The following is a 22,316-nucleotide window of genomic DNA, read 5'->3' as shown; positions in this document are numbered from 1 at the left end:
AACGGCAAACGGGATATAATCGGTTATGTCTGTACTTAATTCGAATCAATCATTACTGCCCAGCGATTTCAATATAGCCTGCCTCCAATCCGCTCACCTCTACACCCAGAGGAACAGCATGCCCCGGCGTCACTATAATCTGCTGGGTCTGTGCGTTTAATTCACTGCGATAGTTAACGAAAGTTCGTCCATCAGAGCCGATATGTAATGCCTCGGCCGGCACGGCTAATCCACGTTCATTGCGATAGGTGACAATAGCCAGTTTCGCACTCATATTCAGCCGGATACGCTGCCGCTGTTGAGAAGTCAAAGGATCAATCGCCACTAATAGATCATAGGTCACACCCGCTCCCTGCATTTCCTTTGAATTCCCCTGTACACCAATTGTCTTAATTTGCCCCCGCAGAGCTAGCCCGGCAAAACCATCACCGGTGATCTCAACCGGCATTCCTTCATATACTTGATGAAGGTCGGCCTCCTCAATACGCGCCACCGCCTGAATTTGTTCCAAATTAATCACCCCTAACATAGGTGTTCCCTGAGTGACACGTGTCCCCTTTTGAATAAAGATTCCCTTATCTGATTCCGGTACCTGAGGGCGAATAACAATGCCATCAAAAGGAGAAATCAATTCACGTTGCGCTTGCTGGGCTTGAAGCGCTCGATGACGCGATTGGGCATTCGCTAATTCCATATCGGCAATTTGGCGATTCTCCCCAGCGCCCTTATCAAGAACAGTACTCAGTTCCGTCTTAGCGGCAGCCAAATCAAGCTGTTGGACTCTGACCTGCTGCTCCAGCGTATCAACCTCCATACGGGGAACAATGCCACGCTCGAACAAAGCCCGAGTATCAATTAACTTGCGTTCGGTATCGCTCAAACTTAACTGCGCATTGGTTAACGTTCTACGTACCCTGGCGACATCCGGGCTGTTCTCCCACCCCACCAAATCTTGTACGGTTTTCTGGGCTTTCAACAGCTCCGTGAGCGCCTGCCGCAACTGAATGTCCAACTGTGTCGTGTCAAGGCTCAACAGAGGTTGCCCGCGCTTAACGCGCTGGCCTTCAGTTACCATCACTTCGGCAATCACGCCATCAAATGGCGCCGCGATCGTCAAACTGGTTGCCGCCTGAATGCGGCCAACCAACCCAAGACGATTTTCCAGTAATTGAGGTTCAACATGTACCCACCGCTGCGGTGATGATGTCTCCGTTGAGGAAGAGAGGAAAATATAAGCAATGGCAGCCCCAATGACTAATGCAACGGCAAGTGTCATCAGCCAACGAGTTTTATATTTGGAACGAGCAAGTCCCTTGATATTAGTCGTTAAGCGCAATATCCCAACTCCCTAATGTGGTGCCCAATGTTTCGTCCAAATCCGCTTGCGCATTTAAGTAGGTGATCAACGCATTGAGACGAACATTCTCAGCATTACGCAAATCGGTTTCAAAGCTCAATACTTGAAAGTTGCTGGAGCGGCCCACCGTCAATTTTTCACGTTCAATTTCTAGCTTGCGCAAGGAGAGATCCCTGGCACGCTGTGCGATCTCATATTGACGCCAACGCGTGCCAATATCGCGCACCGCATTACCCACATTACGTTCCAGTGACTGTTTCGCCTCAGCAAGACGAATGTCCTGATTCTGAACATCAACCCGCGCCCGCACTTCCGCCTGACGCTGACTCAAATCACCAATGGGTATCTCTACCTGAACACCGGCGTAATTTTCCCAATTACGGGAACTATTTGACTCTGTTCGATCTCGTATCTGGCTGGCTCCACCAACCAAAGAGACATCCCATAAGCGTTCGTTACGAGCAACTGTCAGGTTAATTGCAGCCTGTTCCGCAGTAATCAATTGAGTAAGATACGATGGTTGCTGCTCTTGTGCTAAATTTTGCGCCTGTAGCAGGTTAATATCTACGCGTTTAGCTTCCAATCTATCAGTCGCCTTCACCTGAGTTTGTAAGTCTAAGGCGAGCAAACGCAGTAGTTCCAAACGACTGGTATCCAATTGATTAGCCGCCTCCTCCGCAGCCAGTTCCTGCATCGCGACATCAGCCTCGGTCTGGACAACCTCAAAAGCCGCCATTCTGCCTGCGGAGATCATCGCTTTGTTAACTTCCAGCAATTGACGCGAACGTTCAAGAGCGTCACGGGCGATTTGTAATTGTTCTTGAGCACGCAACAATTCACGGTAAGCCATAATAATTTGCGTGATAGTCTGGGATACCGTCGCTTTTAGGTTCAAACGATTTGTCTGCTCCATCAATTGAGCGAGGCGCACAGGCGCTGTAGCCACATCTTTGCCGGCGCCACGCAGCAGAGGCTGAATAACCGAGAATGAAACACCATCATTACGGCTACGACCCGCATTGTCTGCCCATGTCGTCCGATTCGTCCAAGACAAACTAAATCGAGCGCCATATTCTCCAAGCAGCGTAGAGGTGGGGGTAATCTCGCTTTGACGATAACGATCGCTCTGATTACGGGTAGCGGTATAACGGCTATTAATCAGCAACTTAGGCGTAAAACGGTCCTCAGCAACGCGTAAATCGAATTTCTGCGCAATCCGATCCAGATAAGCGCTGCGAATCGAACGATTGTTTCGTAACCCTAAATAGATTGCATCACTGAGCGTCAGACCAATAGTTTGCTGATTAAGCGAAATTGTCTTCGTCTCAGGCATGGTTGCCTGTGATGGATTCAACGGCTCCGCTAAAGCCTGTTTGACGGATGCGGCTATTATCAGGGCAATGATGATGCCAATAACACGTTGAAAAACTTGGCTAATCATCACGAAGCGCCTCTACAGGTTGTAATCTGGCCGCCGCTAATGCCGGATTGATACCGAAAAACAGACCGATGACTAATGAACTGGCGATACCCAGAGGCAAAGAGAATAGGGATAACGTAAATACCCAGCCCGAAAACTTTACAAATAGGTACCCTGCCGCAACCCCCAACAATGAACCAATCATTGCACCGGCAATGGACAGAATGGCAGCCTCCAACATAAACAGCATACCAATATCAACAGGCCGAGCGCCCAAAGCCATACGAACACCAATTTCACGCCTGCGTTCCGAAACATTCATCAGCATGACATTCATCACGCCCACTCCTCCCACCAGCAACGAAATTCCCCCTAAGCCCGCGAGCAAATAGGAGAATGTCCTTGCCTGACGGGTCAATCCATCAAGCAATTGTTTCGGAATCTCAACTTCGACACGACGACCTTTTGATAATGAGACCAGGTAATCACGCAGCGACACCGCGTCACTATTTAGCGTTGTTGTGTCACGCGCTCTGGCAATGACGCTGCCAATTTCCGGCGCAGAGCGCAACCGTCGCATTGCTTCAATGGGCAGTATGATGGAATGATCAATAGAGCCGGGGAGTAAAGGGTTCGGCCCCTGAGCTGCTAGAATTCCTATCACTTCAAACAGATATTCCCCAATTTGCAATTGACTGCCTACTCGAATAGGTTGATTGGCTACTTTTAATTGTTTGGCAATATCCGCGCCAAGCACGGCATAGGTGGTTTGACGATCATAGTCCGATAGAAAACGTCCCTGTTCGATCTGTAAATCCAGCACCGCAGCCAGATCAGAGGAGGTACCGGTAATATTCGTATCGATCCCTTGCCCGTGAAAGCGTACACGAGTCGAATATAACGTGATGGGCGCAGCATGTGTAATAGTCGGTATTGTACGAGTCAGCGCCTGAGTATCCAGCGTAGAGGGCGCGGGTTTGACATCAACGCCGGGAATAAAAGCAAAATGAGCAACCAAAATATTGCTTCCCATACTTTTAAAAGTGCTGATAGCTTCATTAACCGCGTTATGACCGATGTTTAAAAGTGCAATAACCGAAGCGCATCCGACCGCAATACCAAGTAAAGCAAGCAAAGAGCGCCTGCCTAGCAGACGCAAGCTACCCAGTGATTCTCGCAACGCTTGCGTGAAGGAAAAACCATAGCGACCAGAATTCACATTAAGCATTAGGGCTACCCAGCCACAGATCGGTTTCGGAAAGCCGCCCGTTGTTAACATAGAGACAGCGCTGCATGTTTTTGGCTATAGCTTCATCATGCGTAACCATGACCAACGTAACCCCTTGCTCACGGTTCAATGACAGCAGAAGCGCCATGATATCTCGTGCCGTCGCACTATCGAGATTGCCTGTCGGTTCATCCGCCAAAATCAGAGAAGGCTTACCGACCAAGGCTCTGGCAATGGCGACACGTTGCCGCTGTCCCCCGGAGAGATCAGCCGGACGATGGTAAATACGGCCAGCCAGACCAACCAACTCAAGCTGGTATTTCGCCTCCTGCCGAGCGAGAGAGCGGGAATATCCACGATATAATAATGGTAGCGCGACATTATCTAACGCCTGCATTCTGGGAAGTAAATTGAAACTCTGAAACACGAAACCAATTTCCTGATTTCTTATTTTCGCCCGTTCATTAGGAGTAACATTTGTTATATTAACGTCCCTAAACTGAAAATAGCCAGAAGTGGGTTGATCCAGTAAACCAAGAATATTGAGTAGAGTACTTTTACCCGAGCCGGAAGCGCCGACAATCGCACAACTTTGTCCGCGCATGATAGTGAATGATATTTTATCAAGCACTGGGTAATATTTTTCCCCCATACGATAAGATCGACAAATATTTTCCATATGAATCAAGGCTTCCTGACATGAGGAAGTCGTGATTGTCATGTCTGATTTATTCATCGTTTTTTACATCCATTAAACGTATCACTGACTCCGCTCGGTTGTTTAGCAGGTTTTATATCATGGGGAGATCCTGTTGTAAAAGATTGCCGTCTGAATAAAAGACAAAAACATCAAATGCCGAAAATTAATTAGAGTTATTTAACAAAAATCAACATTACCCATTGACGTAATAGGGTTAATATACCCAAATTGATGCTACCACCTTGAGTATATGGTGGGTGTTGTTATGAAATTCAGGAAGCAAAAGGGGGCGAGATCGAAAGACATATCCAAGATCTCATCAATATGAAGAAATTAAATTATCAGGATAACAACCATGAAATTGAAAAAAATCTTTGGGATTGGTAGTGCATTACTGTTAATGATGTTTTCGCAATTCTCACTCGCAGCAGGCGGGAGCTATGCTTCTTCCGTTGTTCTGCCTACTCTGTATTCCAAAAATTTCTTAGAAACGGTTAACGTTCCTATTCTCGGATCTCCTCCTGCAACAGGAAGGATTAATAATGTATCTTGGACTTGGAACGTTGCTGGATGGCCTCAGAATTTATCGGTTTATCTTTGTCAGGGAGATACCAGCAGTTGCATAGATGTATCACGCACGCGAAGAATGTCGACAGCCGCATTTAATAATAGAAGCCCGGCACAGCCGTTCCTTTTCGCCTTAAGTGTTGGAAACGGTAATGTCATGCCAATAGCAGGCCAGGCAGCACAAGTTATTGTCAACTGGGAATAATATTTCAATAACTCTCCAAAGATTGCCGTCAGCGCTATAGACGGCAATTCTGACCAATATTGAATATCAGTATGGCTTTCTAAATATAACGTCGGTGGCAAACGGTGCGAAATTTCAGGATATATCCAAGATCGCACAATAGAAAATATCAAGTTACCAGGAGCAATTATGAAACTGAAAAAGAAAGTGCTCACAACCCTCTGTAGCGTCAGCAGTGCATTATTGTTAACGATGTTTTCACAATCCGCATTCGCGGCAAACTATCAATCTTCGGTTGTTCTACCCACGCTGCATTACAAACATTTCACACAAATTGCTAACGTTCCTATTGTCGGATCTCCACCTGCAACAGGAAAAATTAACCTTGTAACTTGGGCTTGGAGAGTTGATGGATGGCCTAAAAATTTGTCGGTTTATCTTTGTCAGGGAAATACCAATAGCTGCCTCGACATATCACGCGAGACAAGTGGTGGAACTACCGCATTCAATAACAGAAGCCCAGCACAACAGTTCCTTTTCGCTTTAAGAGTTGGAGACGGCAACATAATGCCAATAGAAGGTAAGACTGGAGAAATTACTGTCACTTGGCAATAACTTTTCGATTATCCTCCAAAGATTGCCGTCAGCGTTACAGGCGGCAATTCTGATTTGCTTTGAATATCAATATAGTCTGCTAAATAGTCTTCCAACTCTGGCTTCATTTCATTAATTCATTAGATAAATTTAATTTAAATTCCCATTTTTCATTGACAACTCGAGGAAAAAACACCTCAATTAATAAAGTCATCTAATGTATTTTATCTATCCTCACTTATGATTTAGGTGGCGAAAAGTGTGAGATCGCAGGAGACATCCCGGCCCTCGCAACAGAAAACATTAAGTTATCGGGAGCAATTATGAAATTGAAAAAGAAAGTGCTCACAACCCTCTGTGGCATCAGCAGTGCATTATTGTTAACAATGTTTCCACAAACAGGATTCACGACAAGCTGGAGCTATACATCTTCGATTACTCTACCAACGGTATATTCCAGAAACTTCACGGAAATTGCCTATCTTCCTATTGTTGGACCTACACCAACGACGGGTAGTATTACTCAAATATCTTGGGTTTGGAGCGTTGCTGGATGGCCTGCTAATACTCAAGGACTATCCGTTTATCTTTGCCACGGAGATACCAACAGTTGCCTGGATGTATCACGCATTCAAAGAATGACGACTACCGCATTCAATAATAGAGACCCGGCACAGCAATTCTTTTATGCTCTGAGAGTTGCAAGTGGTGGAACAGTACCTGTATCTGGCCAAACCGGAACAGTTACTGTCAACTGGGAATAATATTTCAATAACTCTCCAAAGATTGCCGTCTGTATTATAGGCGGCAATTTTGATTTGCTTTGAATATTGTAGGGTTTAAGAAAGTTACTAGATGATTTCTTCAAGGATTATAGACATTCACCCTATCCTTATAGTGCTTTGCGGCTTTAAGCAGCTTAGGGTTTGCTTTTGGTGGATTTCCTAAAGTGGCAAACAAAGCATTAGCACCCACCATCGAAAGATGTAAGGTTTCAGTTCGTTCAATCACGTTACTCGCTCTCTCCATTCTTGATGCAATAAGAAACTCTAAATACGTCTCTTGGCGTTCTGTATTAGTAGCCATGATTTCATCTACATTATTTACTCCATAATAAACATAGTGCCATTATGGCATAAAAAATAGACGTTCATTAATATGTATGTCGAAAAGGCACAATATGAACATCCAAGAATGTATTATTTTCTACCTGATAATAGATGACGACGGCCTCGGCCGCCATCTTAGTCTCCCTCAGATAATTAATCCTGCGGTAATTGAACCCCTTTATAACCAGATAAAATCAATTCCCACTCCTGTTGGGCAAACCATATCTGGGTTTTGTCATCATAATGAATACTATCAGGCAGAAAAACACCAAACTCCGGCGCCTTTCCGGTATAGTCAGGAGAATTCCGTGCATCAATTAGCGTTCGGTATTTGGGATCATCAGCGATAACATTGTTAATTGCTTCAAGTACATAACGAGTGTTAATAGGTTCAAATACAACCGAAAGTGGATAATACAATCTCCACGGTATACAGCGAGAACCCAAAGCATCACTGATACCCGTAATGATGCGGGTAAAATTCTGCTCTGATGCCTGTGCCGCCAATAAACTTTCGGTTTCTGCTTCCCACTGGTTCCAATGAACAGCCAAAATACGAGGATTTTTGCCTAGTTTACGCAGTGATTTGACCGCCATGCGCAAGGTTCTGATCGCACGCGGATAGAGCGATTCGACATCACAGGGATTTCGCTCAGGAGCCCAACGGTTATTCGGCGGATTATCCAGATACATGCCCTGCCCGCCCCACCCCATTAAAATGACATAAAGATTAGGTAAATTAAGCGCATTGCCCCGGTTAATGTGGCCTTGCCAAAGTTTGGCAAAACGGTTGGCGACATTGACTGGGTGATCCTGATTGCCAATAGGTAAACCGATAGGAGTGCCAATATTGGCATTACCAAAGCTAGTCAGCCCTGTCCAGTTAATTGCGGGAAAGTCAATGCTGTAAACTTCTGGCTGAGATAATGTAAATACGTTTTTTAAACCTTGTGTAATTTTTTCACCTTGTGGTAATTGTGTTCCATGACCATAACTGTTGGATTGCCCAAGTATGATAAATAATGGCGCATCATTGGGCGCCCACGGAGAACATTTTATTTCCGGTGAATAAGGTTGTTTATTTGTCATCAGTTTTCCTCTTGAGATGATTTAAGTTATTAGATCTATTCTCTTCGCCAAAATAATAATTAATTTCTAACAGATAAAATATGACTAAATTTGAAAATACATTAATGAGGAAAATAATATGATTCAATTTAAAAACAAATTTTCTGTGAGAGGAGATATAGTGACCTCAAGTAATAAACTCACCAAAATCGCTTTAGCCAGTATAATTGCAATTAATACCTTCTCAATAATGAATATACTTTAAATTCTACGGGCTTGCCAAAAAGCTTTTTTCCAGTAAACATTATTCATAGATGAGCGAGTAACACCTTTATGGGTCGAGGCATGAATAAACTGGTTATTAGCATCATAAATACCAACATGTAACCCATGTTCGCCACTACCTGTTCTGAAAAAGACCAAATCACCCGGCATTAAATCGCTTTTATTAATACGAGCGCCTAATTTTATTTGCCCATCGGTAGTGCGAGGTAACTGAATATCAAACCGGTCACTGAAAGTACGGTAAACAAAACCAGAACAATCTACCCCTCGGCGATCCATTCCACCATAATGATATGGCGTACCATGCCATTGATTAAGCTGCTCCTTAAGTTGAGCAATTACCATGATGGGATCAGAAAGCGCCGTTTTTAACTCAGGCGCCGGTGTCCTGGGGGCGTGGCTGGAACAGCCAATAAGTAACAGACTGAGCAACAGTAGTAACTCTTTTGTTCTTATTATCATTACCCTTCCTCATAAGATCAGCAGAATAAGTTAACTCTATCCGGCACTCGATAAAAAAACAAGGTTGTACTTCAAGTAAAACAGCTAAATATTCTTCACTCTGGACGGCTAATCAACCAGACACCACACAAAATGAAAATGACACCCGTAGTTTTCAATAATGTGATGGTTTCATTAAACCAAGGCAATAAAGCCGCCGTTAAATAGACAAATACATAACTTAAGCTTATTAACGGATAGGCTTTATTTAATGGTAAATATTTTAGCGTGAATAACCAACACAACATAGATAATAGATACCCAGCCAGACCAGCCATTACCATCATCAGGGAATGGCGATGACTCCACAGCCACTCAATATCAAACCAATGCAAACCAAGATTCAATGCTGGTAAATTGACAACACCCCATTTCAGTAATAACTGGGCTATTGTCACCAGTAATACGCTAACTAATCCCCAAATATAACCTTTCATTCATTCAAGCTCATCAGCAAAATTCCCAACATGATAAATACAACTCCACTCCAATGTTTTCTGCCTGCTTTCTCCTGATAGAAAAATTTCCCCGCTAACGTGACCATAATAAAATTTATACTTAACATGGGATAAGCAATTCCTAATGGCAATATCTGCAATAGACGAAGCCAGAATAACATGCCAACAGCCAATAGAATCACAGCCCCTATCAACCATTTCAGCGCAGATGCCCGCGGATAAACATCACTCTGCCAACATATCACAGCCTGTTTCTGACATAGCTGACCCGCACATGTCAGTAAGCTAACCAGCAACAATAAAGTGAAATTTATCATGGTCGCTTCTCATAAACCAAAATAGCAAAGCGATAATTACGATTAATGTGATCTGCTTTTGGCAAATCAGGTAATTTTTCATTTTTATATAAATGAAAGAGTACTGATACCCGTCCTTCTTTACGCGCTTTCTCTAACCATTGCGGAAAATCTTTATAACTGATATATCGATATCGGCTATCTGGATAATTCAACCCATATTCTAACTCACCCCAATTCTCAAGCATATAAATATCGCTACGCTTCATCTCCCAAGCCACCGTGGTTGCAAGACCAACGCTTTCCGATAGAATGTACCGACTGTCTGCAAGGTCCTGATGATGTAAATTAATAAAACTTTGCGGTAATTTAGAATTAACGGTATTCTCAGGCAACGCATTACCTATCACTAAACTGACAACTATGGAACAAAATGCCGACCACAACCAGTATTTTCCATTCAACGCAAAACACAGATAACCAATAATTCCCCAAATACCAAAAGCAACAATCGCTAAAACCCATTTAGGCCATTCTGATGGTTGATATAAAGAGTGTTTTGTTACTGCTTCCATAGCAAACAAAACCATTACCGCTATCAGACCAATCAATACGTTAACCATTCCATTGATCTTCAGCAATTTCATTTTGCCATCTCTTACGCAATCAACGCCAAATTTAGCCATCATCATTGCCAATGGCGCCATGCAAGGCAAGATATAGGTTGGCAATTTTCCTTTCGCGATACTGAAAAATAAAAATGGTACGACAAACCAGCAAAGTAGAAAAAACATTTCAGGATTGGATTTTCTCTCTTTCCAACCTTTAATCACCGCGCCGGGTAATAATCCCAACCACGGGATCACACCAAAAATAAGAATCGGTATGTAATACCAGAATGGTGCAATATGCTGTGCGTCATCGGAAGAAAAACGCTTAATATGCTCAACCCAGAAGAAATAATGCCAATAGTCAGGCTCCCGTTGGGCAACCGCAATCACCCACGGCAAACTGATTGCTACCGCCGAAATAATGGCAAGTGGGCCAAAGTATATTATTTGCAGAACCCGCTTCTGATAAATGACAATGGGCAACATCGCAATGACCGGAACGGCCAATGCCAGAAATCCCTTGGTCATAAATCCCATACCACAACATAAGCCCAGTACCAGATATGCCATAATCCGCTGTTTAGTACAATCGGCTTTTAACGCCCAGAAGCTAGATATCATGGCAGACGTTATCCATAAAGAAAACATTGGATCGAGTACGCTATAAGTGCCAATGGCAAATACCAGAAACATTGAGATGTAAATAAGGCTGGAGGCAAAAGCAATATGCCGGTTATTCCACATCATCATAGCAAGTCGATATAATAAAATCGCGCTGATAAAAATACAGAAAACCGACCCAAAACGGACAGCAAAATTATTATCACCGAAAATCCATTGGCTAATATTATTAATCCAATAACCCGCTACTGGCTTTTCAAAATAACGAATATCCAGCAAATATGGAACAATCCAATCCCCTCGTTGCAGCATTTCTCGGCTAATTTCCGCGTAACGGGTTTCATCAGGCTGCCATAGCAGACGGCCATTTAGGGGTAATAAGTAGGTGAGGATAAAAAAAAGAGCCATCAGCAAGGCCCCCACTTTACACGCCCGGTTATTTAACATAGATAAGTTAAACCTCTTGTTGGCATCCTAACCATCCTTCTCTGCCGGGAAATTCGGAACGAATAATTCTCCCGACAGGAAGTCGCTGTATATTTTCAGGCAGCAGATGACTCAATGCACAAAATTGTATATTTTCCTGATGAACCATTTCCAACAGTGTCGCAAATTCTGTGGATTTGGACATCCCTTCAACTTCCGTATGGATGGTATATACCGGAACTCCCTGGCTGTTTTTCATCTTATCAAGGATAAATTGGTTAAAATCTTCATCTTTAACCTGAATTCCTATCACTTCGTCATAAGTTGGCAACGTTACCGGAATTTGCACAGTACCAAGAGTACCATCAGGCAAAATGGGCCTGAATGGATGAGTTCCCCGACAATCGCTGTTGTAATCAAAACCAAACTGTTGCTTGGCCGCGATTACGTGTTCATCAGCCCGCCAACCCGCAACAGCAGAGCAAGTTACCCGCTGGCCAATTGCCTGTACCAATGCATCCACCCCCAGTTTAATCTGCTCTGTTAACTGAGCTTCTGACCAACGGTCGACTTTCGCCTGCCAACGCTGATGATCCCAGGCATGCAGACCCACTTCATGGCCTGCATCCAGAGTTTGTTTCATTAAATAGCCTAAATCCTTAGCGATCTTCTTACCCGGCCATGCCGTTCCCGCCAGTAAAATATCAAGACCATACAGAGATGCTGCATTTGACCTCAACATTTTCCATAAGAATTTCGGCCGTAAAAGACGCCACAAATGGCGCCCCATATTATCCGGCCCAACACTAAAGAAAAAACTGGCCTGAATCTGATGTTTTGCCAAAATTTTGAGTAATTGCGGCACCCCTTCAACGGTTCCTCGATAGGTATCCACATCAACTCTCAAGCCAACTTGTTTCATTAATTTTTCCCTAATTCTTCCACTGCGCCACGCAAGAAGAAATCCAGTGTTTCATTTATCGTCTGTTTCATATCAATGGTTGGCTTCCAACCTAATAACCGCTCCGCGTTTTTAATACTTGGTTTTCGGTGTTCAACATCCTGATAACCTTTTCCGTAGTAACTGCCGCTTTCAATCTTTTTAAATCCAGCAAACGGCGGAAAATGATCTCTCAGTTCATGGTTTTCAAAGCTATCAAGTAATATTTCCGCCAATTGGCGAATACTGGCTTCATTAGTTGGATTGCCAATATTGATAATTTGACCGTCACATAATCCATCCCGGTTTTCAATAATACGGAACAGCGCCTCAATACCATCATTAATATCAGTAAAGCAGCGTTTCTGTTCGCCACCATCCACTAGTTTGATCGGTGAACCTTCAACTAAGTTCAATATTAATTGTGTGATCGCTCTGGAACTGCCAATACGCGCGGAGTTCAAATTATCCAAACGCGGCCCCATCCAGTTAAATGGACGAAATAGTGTGAATTTGAGTCCTTCTTTCTCACCATATGCCCAAATAACACGATCTAGCAATTGTTTTGATACAGAATAGATCCAACGCTGTTTGTTGATCGGACCAACGATCAGACGAGAGTCATCTTCATCAAATTCTTTATCATCACACATTCCATAAACTTCTGATGTGGATGGGAAAATAATCCGTTTATTGTATTTAACGCAATAACGGACAATTTTTAGATTCTCTTCAAAATCTAATTCAAATACACGCAGCGGATTACGGGTATATTCAATTGGCGTCGCAATGGCTACTAATGGCAAAACAACATCACACTTTTTAATGTGATATTCGATCCATTCAGTATGGATATTGACATCACCTTCGATGAAATGGAAACGCGGATTACCAATAAAACGCTCAATGGCGGAAGAACCGATATCCATACCATAAATATCATAGTTGCCATCACGTAATAGACGTTCTGTTAGATGATTACCGATAAAGCCATTTACACCAAGAATTAATACACGTTTCCGGTGGCTAATTTGAGCGGTTGCCTTTGGACCAACACGGATATCAGTCACCATGCTCATATCTACCGCCAGACGATGGCCCTGAACATATAAACCTGATTCACTCTGCCCATTGATAATTTCTAACGCGCCTTTTCCACAGGCAATAATTAACGGATCTACCGATAATACTGTTCCCGGTTGTTTATTATGCGTCTCATTCAACGGAGAGGCGCGCCAGATAGTAATCTGACGCTCACCTAAAAAAGTAAACGCCCCTGGATATGGCTCAGTCACTGCCCTGACAAGATTGTTAATTTCAGCGGCTGATTTGCTCCAGTCAATCTCACCATCCGCAGCAGTACGGCGCCCAAAGTAAGTTGCCTGACTTTCATCTTGAGGTATCGCTGGATGAGTTCCCGCTTTGATCTGGGGTAATACTTGATTAAGCAGTTTTTCCGCTGCTTCACGAATTTTACCGTGCAAAGTCAACGCGGTATCTGTCTCTGCAATAGCAACCTTGTGTTGAGCAATAATATCCCCTGCATCAGGTTTCAACACCATTTTATGCAAGGTTACACCTGTTTCCACTTCACCATTTAAAATTGCCCAGTTAATCGGGGCGCGACCACGGTATTTTGGCAACAGTGAACCATGCAGATTAAATGCGCCTGTGCTCGCCAGCGATAAAATATCCTCGCTCAGCATATTTCGGTAATAAAAAGAGAAAATCACATCAGGTTTCAGTTCACGAATACGTTCAATCCAAAGTGGATGGTTAACATTATCTGGCGCAAAAACCGGTAGCTCTAAATCTGCACTTAAACGGGCGACAGAAGAGAAAAAATGGTTTTCATTAGGATCATCTGTATGGGTAAATACCGCCTGAATATCAAAACCCGCTTTAATTAAGGCATTGATCCCGACACAGCCGATATCATGATAGGCAAATACAATTGCTTTCATTTAGTACTCTTCCTGGTTGTTGTTGGTCTTTTTATTTCCGACCACTTTTTGAATAAAATAACGTGGGCGCGCCCGAACATCGTTATAGATACGGCCTATGTATTCACCTAATAAACCCATCGCGACGAACTGCGCGCCAATAAACATGAAAAGGATGGCAAATAGCGTAAATACCCCTTCTGCTGCCCATATGGCTCCGAAAATCAGACGTAAAACCACCAATAATACAGCCAGCAAAAAACCAGAAACCGCAATCACACTGCCTACGACGCTCAGCAAACGCAAAGGCGCAGTTGTCAGGCAGGTCAGCAAGTCATACATCAGATTAATCAGCTTCATGAAGTTATATTTAGAATCGCCAAATTCACGCTCTGCATGGGCGACATCAATCTCAATGGTTTTACGGGCAAACGTGTTTGCCAGAATAGGAATAAAGGTGCTGCGCTCATGGCACTGCAACATAGCTTCAACAATATGGCGACGATAGGCACGGAGCATACAGCCATAATCTCCCATAGAGCGGCCTGTTGCCTTAGTAATCATAGCGTTGATGATTTTTGACGCTGTTTTACGGAATAGAGAATCCTGCCGATTAGCCCGGCGAGTACCCACAACGTCATAACCTTGTTCAGCCGTTTTAACAAGACGAGGGATCTCTTCTGGCGGATTCTGCAAATCGGCATCAAGCGTAATAATTAAATCGCCATCGACCTGATTAAACCCCGCCATAATCGCTGAATGCTGACCATAATTACGATTAAGTAAAATTGCAACAATATGATTTTCATATTGTTCCGCAGCCTGAATCAGAATTTCAGCAGATCTATCACTACTACCATCATCGACAAGAATAAGCTCATATTCCTGAGTCAATTGTTTACAAGCCGCTAAGGTTCTTTCCAATAAAAGAGGTAAACTTTCTTCTTCGTTATAAACCGGAATAACAACAGAAACTTTTTTAATTTGTTCAAATAACACTTATCTGTGCTCCGAAATAATTTCTTGTAAAACATCAATAACATAATCCACATCGTCATCACGCATATCAGGAAAGAACGGCAATGAACAAAGTGTTGCTGAATTCCATTCTGATTCGGGTAATGACAATTGCGGATACCGATCCCGATAATATTTTTGTGTATGCGCAGCCCTGAAATGCAAACCTGTACCAATATTTTTCTCTTTCAAACGTTCCATCAACGTATCGCGATCAATGCCACAAACATCCTTATCAACCCGCACCATAAATAGATGATGTGCATGTATATGCTCATAATCGGGCACACTTAACATCTGCAAAGGCGAATCTTTTAATGCCGCTGAATAACGGGCGACAATTTGCCGCCGGCGAATATTCATTGATTCCAATTTACTTAATTGCACAACAGCAATCGCAGCATGAATATCAGATAAATTATATTTGTAACCCGGTTCTACAACTTCCGCCTGTGGTCTCCTGCCTTGAATCTGGCGATCAAAAGCGTCAATACCCAATCCATGAAACTTTAGACACCGAATTCGTTCAATAAGTTCATTATTATCAGTAGCAATTAACCCCCCTTCCGCGCAAGTGGCATTTTTTATGGCATGAAAAGAGAAAATCGCAGTACCATGCTCACCAATCCATTCATTTTTATAACGGGTTCCTAATGCGTGAGCCGCGTCTTCAATCAATGGAATACCCGCCGCCTGAGCAATCCCACGCAATTCATCTAAATCACAAGGCGCACCGGCATAGTGAACAGGAATAATCGCTTTGGTTCTGGAAGTCATCGCCTTTTTCACTGCCTGCGCGTCGACCATTAACGTATGACGATCAACATCAATCATGATCGGTTCAGCACCAAGCAAACAGATCATATTTATTGTGGAAACCCAAGTTTGAGATGGTGTAATCACTTCGTCACCAGGACCAATTCCCAACGCCATTAGCGTCAGATGCATACCCGCCGTTGCAGAGGCCAATGCAACCGCATGTTTACAACCAAACATGCGGCAAAAGTCCTGTTCCAATTGATGATTTTGCGGGCCTGTTGTAATCCAACCCGAACGAAGAACCTTCTCTACCGCCTGAATTTCTTCATCACCTATCGCAGGACGAGAAAATGGAAGAAAACTACCCATAAAACACAGTCCAATTCATTCATAATATAACGATATATTAGATGACTATATTTGAACGAATCGTAAACACAGGTATGATTTAACAAATTAAGTGGAAATTACTATAGATCTACGGTACGTACAGATCCACGATATGTACAGATTCACGGTAGGCGCATAAAGCCGGACTAATTAAGGTAAGAAAACCCGCCAATATTTATCTACCTTTTCTGACACACATTTGATATCAGCGGCAAAAACGCTGGAGAGTATATTTTCTTTCATTACCTCATCCGGTTTTCCATTCGCGACCAGTGAGCCATTAGCAAGTAACCAGATCCGATCAGCTTTATCATAGCTATGATTGAGATCATGACCACTCATGACTACGGTTCCACCAAGTTGACAAAATTTCTTTATTAATAGATCAAGTGCGGCTACCTGAGTGATGTCAAGATTATTCGTAGGCTCATCTAAGAGCAATAATTTGCCTTCCGAATTGATTGTCGGCCAGACTTGCAAAAAAACCCCTGTTAATCGCACTCTTTGCCATTCACCACCAGATAGATGACCTACGGGCGTCTCCAGAAGTTTTCCCAACTTAAAAAAGGAGCAAAGTTCTGACAACACACTGTCACAATTAACAAGATGGGCAGCTAAGTACAGTTGCAGATATTGAAAAACCGGCATTATCGGCACAGAAGAAATTTGCTGGCTAAGCCATGCTCTATGCCGTGCCAACTGGTAGTGACTATATTGACTAAGACATTTTTGTTGCAAATTGATTGCACCACCATAGGGTAAAATACCGGCCATACAAGCCAGTAACGTACTTTTTCCTGAACCATTCGGCCCAATGAGATGTACCTGTTCACCTTGTTGCACCAACACGGTCAGTGGAATTAATCGGTTTCGTACTGATACTTGACTGAGAGCCATCAACTGATTGGTCGCTTGCACATTATCCACTTTTTTAACTCCAGTCTCTGACTCTCAATAATAACCAAATAAATACCGGCGCACCCAATGTCGCAGTCACAACGCCAATCGGCACTTCTGCATTATTCAAGCTAAGGCGAGAAAATAAATCAGCCAGCAATAATCCACAACCACCGGATAGAACACAGGCAGGCAGTAGTGTTTTATAATCTGTCAGACCACATAAACGTAAAATATGTGGAATAACCAAACCAATAAAGCTGATTGTTCCAGCAAGTGCAACACTTAATCCGACCAATAACCCAACAGCAAAGACAAATAAATTACGCCAATAATAAAGCGAGATACCCAACTGTTGAGCCTGTGTTTCTCCCAATGAAAGAAAATTAAGTACTTTTCCTTGCCTGCTCAACCAAATGATCAAAGGAAACAAAGCGACTACTAACCATTGCTGCCGCCAGTCTATTCCACTGAAACTTCCCATCATCCAATACATTAGCTGACGCAAGTCCAGGCTAGTACTGAAATAAACCATCCAGGTCATTAACGCGCCTGAAACGACACCAAAAGCAACCCCTACCAATAATAAACGGGCATTATTCAAATAACGCTTTCTTGCAAAAGTCAGCAATATCATTGTGACAGTCAACGCCCCGAACACAGCGCTAATACTTAGTAACCAAAATGGCGCAATACCATGAAACATCAACACCAAAAACACTACCACCACGCCAGCACCATTACTGACGCCTAATAGCCCAGGTTCCGCCAACGGATTTTCAAACAGCGCCTGCATTACGGCACCCGCCACAGTCAAGCTTGCACCCACCGCAACTACAGCTAATACACGAGGAAAACGCAATTGCCATACAAACAACTGGCCTGTTTCAGAAAACCATTTATCAGGCCAGATCCAATTTTCTCCGGCACAGAGTGAGAGAAAAAAAACCAATAGAAATAAACAAGTGAGAATTGCCAGAAAGCGATAATCACGCCTTTTCTGGCGAGTCACTAATTCAGTGATGGAACAGATGGGTTGCATGGTAAATCAAGCTCATGAGGGAGGATTCGTTTAAGAAAAAGGCCGCTATTGATGCGGCCTTTTTGATTATTCTTTAGGCGTGGCTTTCTCAACCCTGCTTTTTAACTTCTGACCAGGACGGAATGTCACTACTCGGCGAGCTGTAATCGGAATGTCCTCACCAGTCTTAGGATTACGCCCCGGACGTTGGTTTTTATCCCGTAAATCAAAGTTGCCAAATCCAGACAATTTTACCTGCTCACCATTCTCCAAAGAACGACGCACTTCTTCAAAGAATAATTCAACCAGATCTTTAGCATCACGCTTGCTAATTCCCAGTTTCTCAAACAGATTTTCTGACATTTCAGCTTTAGTAAGCGCCATAGGTTCAGTCCCTCAAGGATGCTTGGAATCGCTGTTTCAGCACTGCAACACATCTATTAACAGTCGCAGCAATCTCTTCTTCTTCCAGTGTACGCGCGGTATCCTGCAAGATAAAACTTATAGCAAGGCTCTTATGACCCTCTGCTACACCTTTACCACAATACACGTCAAACAAGTTTATGCCAACTATATGATTTACGCCAACTTTCTTGCACTCAGCCAGAACATCTTCTACAGCAATATTTTCAGGCACCACGATCGCAATATCACGACGGTTTGATGGGAAACGTGAAATCTCTTTCGCATCAGGAACCACGCTGCTTGCCAGCTTGTTCCAGAGTACTTCGAATACCACTGTGCAGCCATTTAAGTCAAGTTTACGTTCCAATTCCGGGTGAACTACACCAATATATCCGATGTATTCATTTTCCAAATAAATCCCAGCGCTTTGACCTGGGTGCAACGCCGGATTTACATCTGCTCTAAAAGAAATCTTAGATAATTTTCCAGTTAATTCCAGAACAGCTTCCAAATCGCCTTTCATATCGAAGAAATCAACTGACTGTTTGTCCAGTGACCAATGTTCTTCAAAACGATTGCCGGTAATGACTCCCCCTAACATCAGCTCCTGACGAATGCCCTGCCCCGCATTTTCATCAGGAACAAAACGCAAACCCGTTTCAAACAAGCGTACACGGTTTTGCTGACGGTTCTGGTTATATACCACAGTCGTTAATAAACCCGTCAGTAGAGATAAACGCATTGCTGACATATCTGCTGAAATTGGGTTAGGCAGCATCAACGCTTGTTGCTGTGGATGTAACAGTGCCTGAATTTTGGGATCAACAAAGCTATAAGTAATCGCTTCTTGATAACCTCTGTCAACCAGCATCGTTTTAACTCGTTGCAGGGAAAGCTCCGCTTCACGATGTTTTTTCATGATAAGATCGGCACGCATCGGTACATCTGGAATATTGTTGTAACCGTAGATACGGGCAACTTCTTCCACCAGATCTTCTTCCAACTCCATATCAAAACGCCAGCTTGGCGCAACCGCTTGCCAGCCATTTTCCTGAACAGTGACTTTGCAACCTAAGCGAGTCAGAATGTCACCAACCTGTTCATCAGGTATATAGTGACCAATCAAACGATCCAGTTTTTCACGACGTAATGTGATTGTCGCGGACTGTGGCAATTGAGATTCATCAGTAACATCAATAATTGGACCCGCTTCACCACCACAAACATCAATCAGCAGTTGAGTCGCTCTCTCTATTGCTTTGTGTTGTAGCTGAGGATCAACTCCACGTTCATAGCGGTGAGAAGCATCAGTGTGTAAACCATAGCGACGAGCACGGCCAGCAATCGCTAAAGGGGCGAAAAATGCGCATTCAAGTAAAATATTTTGCGTCTCTTCATTCACGCCTGAATGTTCACCGCCAAAAATACCTGCCATTGCAACAGCTTGTTTTTCATCAGAAATAACTAGCGTATCAGTAGAAAGGTTGGCTTCTGTACCATCCAGCAGCACCAATTTTTCATCCTGCTTCGCCATACGCACAGTGATTGAGCCATTCAAGCGTTCCAGATCAAACGCATGCAACGGTTGACCTAATTCAAGCAATACATAGTTAGTTACATCGACAATCGGGTCGATGGAACGGATACCACCACGACGTAATTTTTCACGCATCCACTGTGGTGTTGTCGCTTTCACATTAATGTTTTTAATTACTCGTCCCAGGTAACGTGGGCAAGCTTCTGTTGCTTCAACACGAATAGGGAAAACAGCATCTGTTGTCGGTTTTACTGCTTCAATTTGTGGCTCAGATAGGGGCATTTTATTAGCAACCGCCACATCACGCGCAACCCCTATAATACTTAGGCAGTCAGCGCGATTAGGCGTAATACTAATTTCAATGACTTTATCATCCAGCTTCAAATATTCACGCAGATCAACACCTAAAGGAGCATCAATCGGCAATTCAATAATACCGTCGTGATCCTCAGAAATACCCAGTTCAGAAAAAGAACATAGCATCCCTTCGGAAGGCTCACCTCGCAGTTTTGCCGCCTTGATTTTAAAGTCACCCGGTAATACAGCACCCACAGTTGCTACTGCAACTTTCAACCCCAAGCGGCAATTTGGCGCACCACAAACAATGTCCAGCAGCCGTTCACCACCGACATTCACTTTTGTTACCCGTAGCTTATCTGCATTTGGATGCTGGGCACATTGAACAACTTCACCGACAACTACACCATGAAATTGACCGGCAACGGCTTCAACGCCATCAACTTCCAGACCTATCATGGTAATTTGATCAGATAATACTTCACTGCTAATGGCTGGGTTTACCCATTCGCGTAACCAGAGTTCACTGAATTTCATGAGATATTCCCGCCTTTATTTAAACTGTTTGAGAAAACGCAGATCATTTTCGAAGAATGCACGCAAATCAGTTACACCGTAACGTAACATTGTCAGGCGCTCCACCCCCATACCGAAAGCAAAACCAGAATAAATTTCAGGATCAAGGCCAACATTATGCAATACATTGGGATGAACCATACCGCAACCCAATACTTCCAGCCATTTGCCATTTTTACCCATGACATCAACTTCCGCCGAAGGTTCTGTAAATGGAAAGTAAGAAGGCCGGAAACGAACCTGCAAATCTTCTTCAAAAAAGTTAGTCAGGAAATCGTGCAACGTTCCTTTCAGATTGGTAAAACTGATATCACGATCAATAATTAAACCTTCTACCTGATGGAACATGGGTGTGTGTGTCTGATCGTAGTCATTACGATACACGCGACCCGGTGCAATGACGCGAATTGGCGGCTGTTGACTGTGCATAGTTCTAACCTGAACACCTGAAGTCTGAGTACGCAACAGACGCTTGGCATCAAACCAAAAAGTATCATGATCAGCACGGGCGGGATGGTGAGCAGGAATATTCAGCGCATCGAAATTATGATAATCATCTTCAATCTCAGGGCCTGATTCTACAGAAAACCCTAATTCACCAAAGAAAGTTTCAATACGCTCTATTGTGCGGTTAACCGGATGTAGTCCGCCATTTTCCATACGGCGACCGGGCAATGATACATCAATCTTTTCCGCTGCTAAACGGAAGTTCAGAAGGTCAGTCTCCAGTTTTTCTTTACGGATATTCAGAGATTCCAGAACTTCCTGCTTAGCCTGATTAATAACCGCCCCTGCTGCTGGACGTTCTTCGACCGGCAGATCACGCAGCGATGACATTTGGAGAGTTAAATGGCCTTTTTTGCCTAAATATTCAACACGCACCAAATCCAACGCAGCAACATCCTGGGCATCTTCTATGGCTGCTCTTGCTTTTGCAACCAGTTCAGCGAGATGTGGCATCGTTTTCCTCTTCCTTCGGCCTAACGGCCTGTTAGTAATGATCGTTAATGACCTTATGTACCCATTTCTGTTTTTGCTGTCATAAAAACAAAAAAGCCTCCACAACGGAGGCTCAGGCGCTACTTTTCGTTTCTTTTCTTACGCGCAAA

The 22,316-nt window shown here is 43.4% G+C and carries 22 protein-coding genes and 1 other annotated feature (1 of these 23 cut by a window edge); of the genes, 3 read left to right on the top strand and 19 right to left on the bottom strand.

The annotated features are described in order from the left end of the window. Positions 1-52: 52 nt before the first annotated feature. The 4 genes from Phpb_RS17600 to Phpb_RS17585 are packed head-to-tail and all read right to left on the bottom strand — an operon-like array spanning position 53 to position 4,741. Positions 53-1,336, bottom strand: coding sequence for an HlyD family secretion protein (locus Phpb_RS17600; protein ID WP_240492600.1), 1,284 nt, complete (start codon positions 1,334-1,336; stop codon positions 53-55). Continuing rightward, positions 1,320-2,798 (bottom strand): TolC family protein, encoded by a 1,479-nt coding sequence (locus tag Phpb_RS17595; RefSeq protein WP_065391471.1) that lies wholly within the window; start codon positions 2,796-2,798, stop codon positions 1,320-1,322. Before Phpb_RS17595 ends, Phpb_RS17600 begins: the two co-directional genes overlap by 17 nt. Then, positions 2,791-4,005, bottom strand: coding sequence for an ABC transporter permease (locus Phpb_RS17590; RefSeq protein WP_065391470.1), 1,215 nt, complete (start codon positions 4,003-4,005; stop codon positions 2,791-2,793). Before Phpb_RS17590 ends, Phpb_RS17595 begins: the two co-directional genes overlap by 8 nt. After that, positions 3,998-4,741 (bottom strand): ABC transporter ATP-binding protein, encoded by a 744-nt coding sequence (locus Phpb_RS17585; RefSeq protein WP_420848359.1) that lies wholly within the window; start codon positions 4,739-4,741, stop codon positions 3,998-4,000. The genes Phpb_RS17590 and Phpb_RS17585 overlap by 8 nt, the downstream gene beginning before the upstream one ends. Before the next feature lie 319 nt (positions 4,742-5,060). Here Phpb_RS17585 and Phpb_RS17580 point away from each other — a divergent pair, with 319 nt between their 5' ends. From Phpb_RS17580 to Phpb_RS17570, 3 genes are all read left to right on the top strand, one after another. Continuing rightward, on the top strand, positions 5,061-5,477 hold the full coding sequence (locus Phpb_RS17580; protein ID WP_065391469.1) for a flagellar protein FlhE: 417 nt from the start codon (positions 5,061-5,063) through the stop codon (positions 5,475-5,477). Positions 5,478-5,645: 168 nt separating this feature from the next. Next, on the top strand, positions 5,646-6,071 hold the full coding sequence (locus Phpb_RS17575) for a flagellar protein FlhE (RefSeq protein WP_046394502.1): 426 nt from the start codon (positions 5,646-5,648) through the stop codon (positions 6,069-6,071). A 365-nt stretch (positions 6,072-6,436) separates the two neighbouring features. Next, positions 6,437-6,814 carry a flagellar protein FlhE gene (locus Phpb_RS17570; RefSeq protein ID WP_240492603.1) on the top strand — a complete coding sequence of 126 codons (378 nt, stop codon included), beginning with the start codon at positions 6,437-6,439 and terminating at the stop codon, positions 6,812-6,814. A 100-nt stretch (positions 6,815-6,914) separates the two neighbouring features. On the opposite strand, the gene Phpb_RS17565 is transcribed toward Phpb_RS17570, so the two are convergent. From Phpb_RS17565 to pheS, 15 genes are all read right to left on the bottom strand, one after another. Next, positions 6,915-7,136, bottom strand: a complete 222-nt coding sequence (locus tag Phpb_RS17565) for a type II toxin-antitoxin system TacA family antitoxin (RefSeq protein ID WP_075489526.1) — start codon at positions 7,134-7,136, stop codon at positions 6,915-6,917. Positions 7,137-7,312: 176 nt separating this feature from the next. Then, on the bottom strand, positions 7,313-8,248 hold the full coding sequence (locus Phpb_RS17560) for a hypothetical protein (RefSeq protein ID WP_065391467.1): 936 nt from the start codon (positions 8,246-8,248) through the stop codon (positions 7,313-7,315). Positions 8,249-8,488: 240 nt separating this feature from the next. Further along, positions 8,489-8,974, bottom strand: coding sequence for a C40 family peptidase (locus Phpb_RS17555; RefSeq protein WP_065391466.1), 486 nt, complete (start codon positions 8,972-8,974; stop codon positions 8,489-8,491). Positions 8,975-9,069: 95 nt separating this feature from the next. Then, positions 9,070-9,450, bottom strand: coding sequence for a 4-amino-4-deoxy-L-arabinose-phosphoundecaprenol flippase subunit ArnF (arnF, locus tag Phpb_RS17550; RefSeq protein WP_065391465.1), 381 nt, complete (start codon positions 9,448-9,450; stop codon positions 9,070-9,072). Next, positions 9,447-9,788 carry a 4-amino-4-deoxy-L-arabinose-phosphoundecaprenol flippase subunit ArnE gene (arnE, locus tag Phpb_RS17545; RefSeq protein ID WP_065391464.1) on the bottom strand — a complete coding sequence of 114 codons (342 nt, stop codon included), beginning with the start codon at positions 9,786-9,788 and terminating at the stop codon, positions 9,447-9,449. Before arnE ends, arnF begins: the two co-directional genes overlap by 4 nt. Then, positions 9,785-11,446 (bottom strand): lipid IV(A) 4-amino-4-deoxy-L-arabinosyltransferase, encoded by a 1,662-nt coding sequence (arnT, locus tag Phpb_RS17540; RefSeq protein WP_065391463.1) that lies wholly within the window; start codon positions 11,444-11,446, stop codon positions 9,785-9,787. Before arnT ends, arnE begins: the two co-directional genes overlap by 4 nt. A 7-nt stretch (positions 11,447-11,453) precedes the next feature. Next, positions 11,454-12,347 (bottom strand): 4-deoxy-4-formamido-L-arabinose-phosphoundecaprenol deformylase, encoded by an 894-nt coding sequence (gene arnD / locus Phpb_RS17535; RefSeq protein ID WP_065391462.1) that lies wholly within the window; start codon positions 12,345-12,347, stop codon positions 11,454-11,456. Beyond that, positions 12,347-14,329, bottom strand: coding sequence for a bifunctional UDP-4-amino-4-deoxy-L-arabinose formyltransferase/UDP-glucuronic acid oxidase ArnA (gene arnA / locus Phpb_RS17530; protein WP_065391461.1), 1,983 nt, complete (start codon positions 14,327-14,329; stop codon positions 12,347-12,349). The genes arnD and arnA overlap by 1 nt, the downstream gene beginning before the upstream one ends. Continuing rightward, complete coding sequence (gene arnC, locus Phpb_RS17525) at positions 14,330-15,307, bottom strand: undecaprenyl-phosphate 4-deoxy-4-formamido-L-arabinose transferase (protein ID WP_065391460.1); 978 nt, start codon at positions 15,305-15,307, stop codon at positions 14,330-14,332. After that, positions 15,308-16,453, bottom strand: coding sequence for a UDP-4-amino-4-deoxy-L-arabinose aminotransferase (arnB, locus tag Phpb_RS17520; protein ID WP_065391459.1), 1,146 nt, complete (start codon positions 16,451-16,453; stop codon positions 15,308-15,310). 171 nt (positions 16,454-16,624) lie between these two features. Further along, a complete protein-coding gene (gene btuD, locus Phpb_RS17515) occupies positions 16,625-17,371 on the bottom strand; it encodes a vitamin B12 ABC transporter ATP-binding protein BtuD (protein WP_065391566.1) in 747 nt (248 codons plus the stop codon). 34 nt (positions 17,372-17,405) lie between these two features. Beyond that, positions 17,406-18,413, bottom strand: a complete 1,008-nt coding sequence (gene btuC / locus Phpb_RS17510; RefSeq protein ID WP_065391458.1) for a vitamin B12 ABC transporter permease BtuC — start codon at positions 18,411-18,413, stop codon at positions 17,406-17,408. A 66-nt stretch (positions 18,414-18,479) separates the two neighbouring features. Then, a complete protein-coding gene (ihfA, locus tag Phpb_RS17505) occupies positions 18,480-18,776 on the bottom strand; it encodes an integration host factor subunit alpha (RefSeq protein WP_011146885.1) in 297 nt (98 codons plus the stop codon). A gap of 4 nt (positions 18,777-18,780) precedes the next feature. Then, positions 18,781-21,168, bottom strand: coding sequence for a phenylalanine--tRNA ligase subunit beta (pheT, locus tag Phpb_RS17500; RefSeq protein ID WP_065391457.1), 2,388 nt, complete (start codon positions 21,166-21,168; stop codon positions 18,781-18,783). A gap of 15 nt (positions 21,169-21,183) precedes the next feature. Continuing rightward, on the bottom strand, positions 21,184-22,167 hold the full coding sequence (gene pheS, locus Phpb_RS17495) for a phenylalanine--tRNA ligase subunit alpha (protein WP_036775936.1): 984 nt from the start codon (positions 22,165-22,167) through the stop codon (positions 21,184-21,186). Positions 22,168-22,253: 86 nt separating this feature from the next. Next, positions 22,254-22,316: a sequence feature (Phe leader region), on the bottom strand; it runs 62 nt beyond the window's last position.

Origin of the sequence: Photorhabdus namnaonensis, assembly GCF_001684335.1 — a bacterium.
GTDB lineage: Bacteria > Pseudomonadota > Gammaproteobacteria > Enterobacterales > Enterobacteriaceae > Photorhabdus > Photorhabdus namnaonensis.
This window is presented reverse-complemented; position numbering and strand designations above follow the sequence as displayed.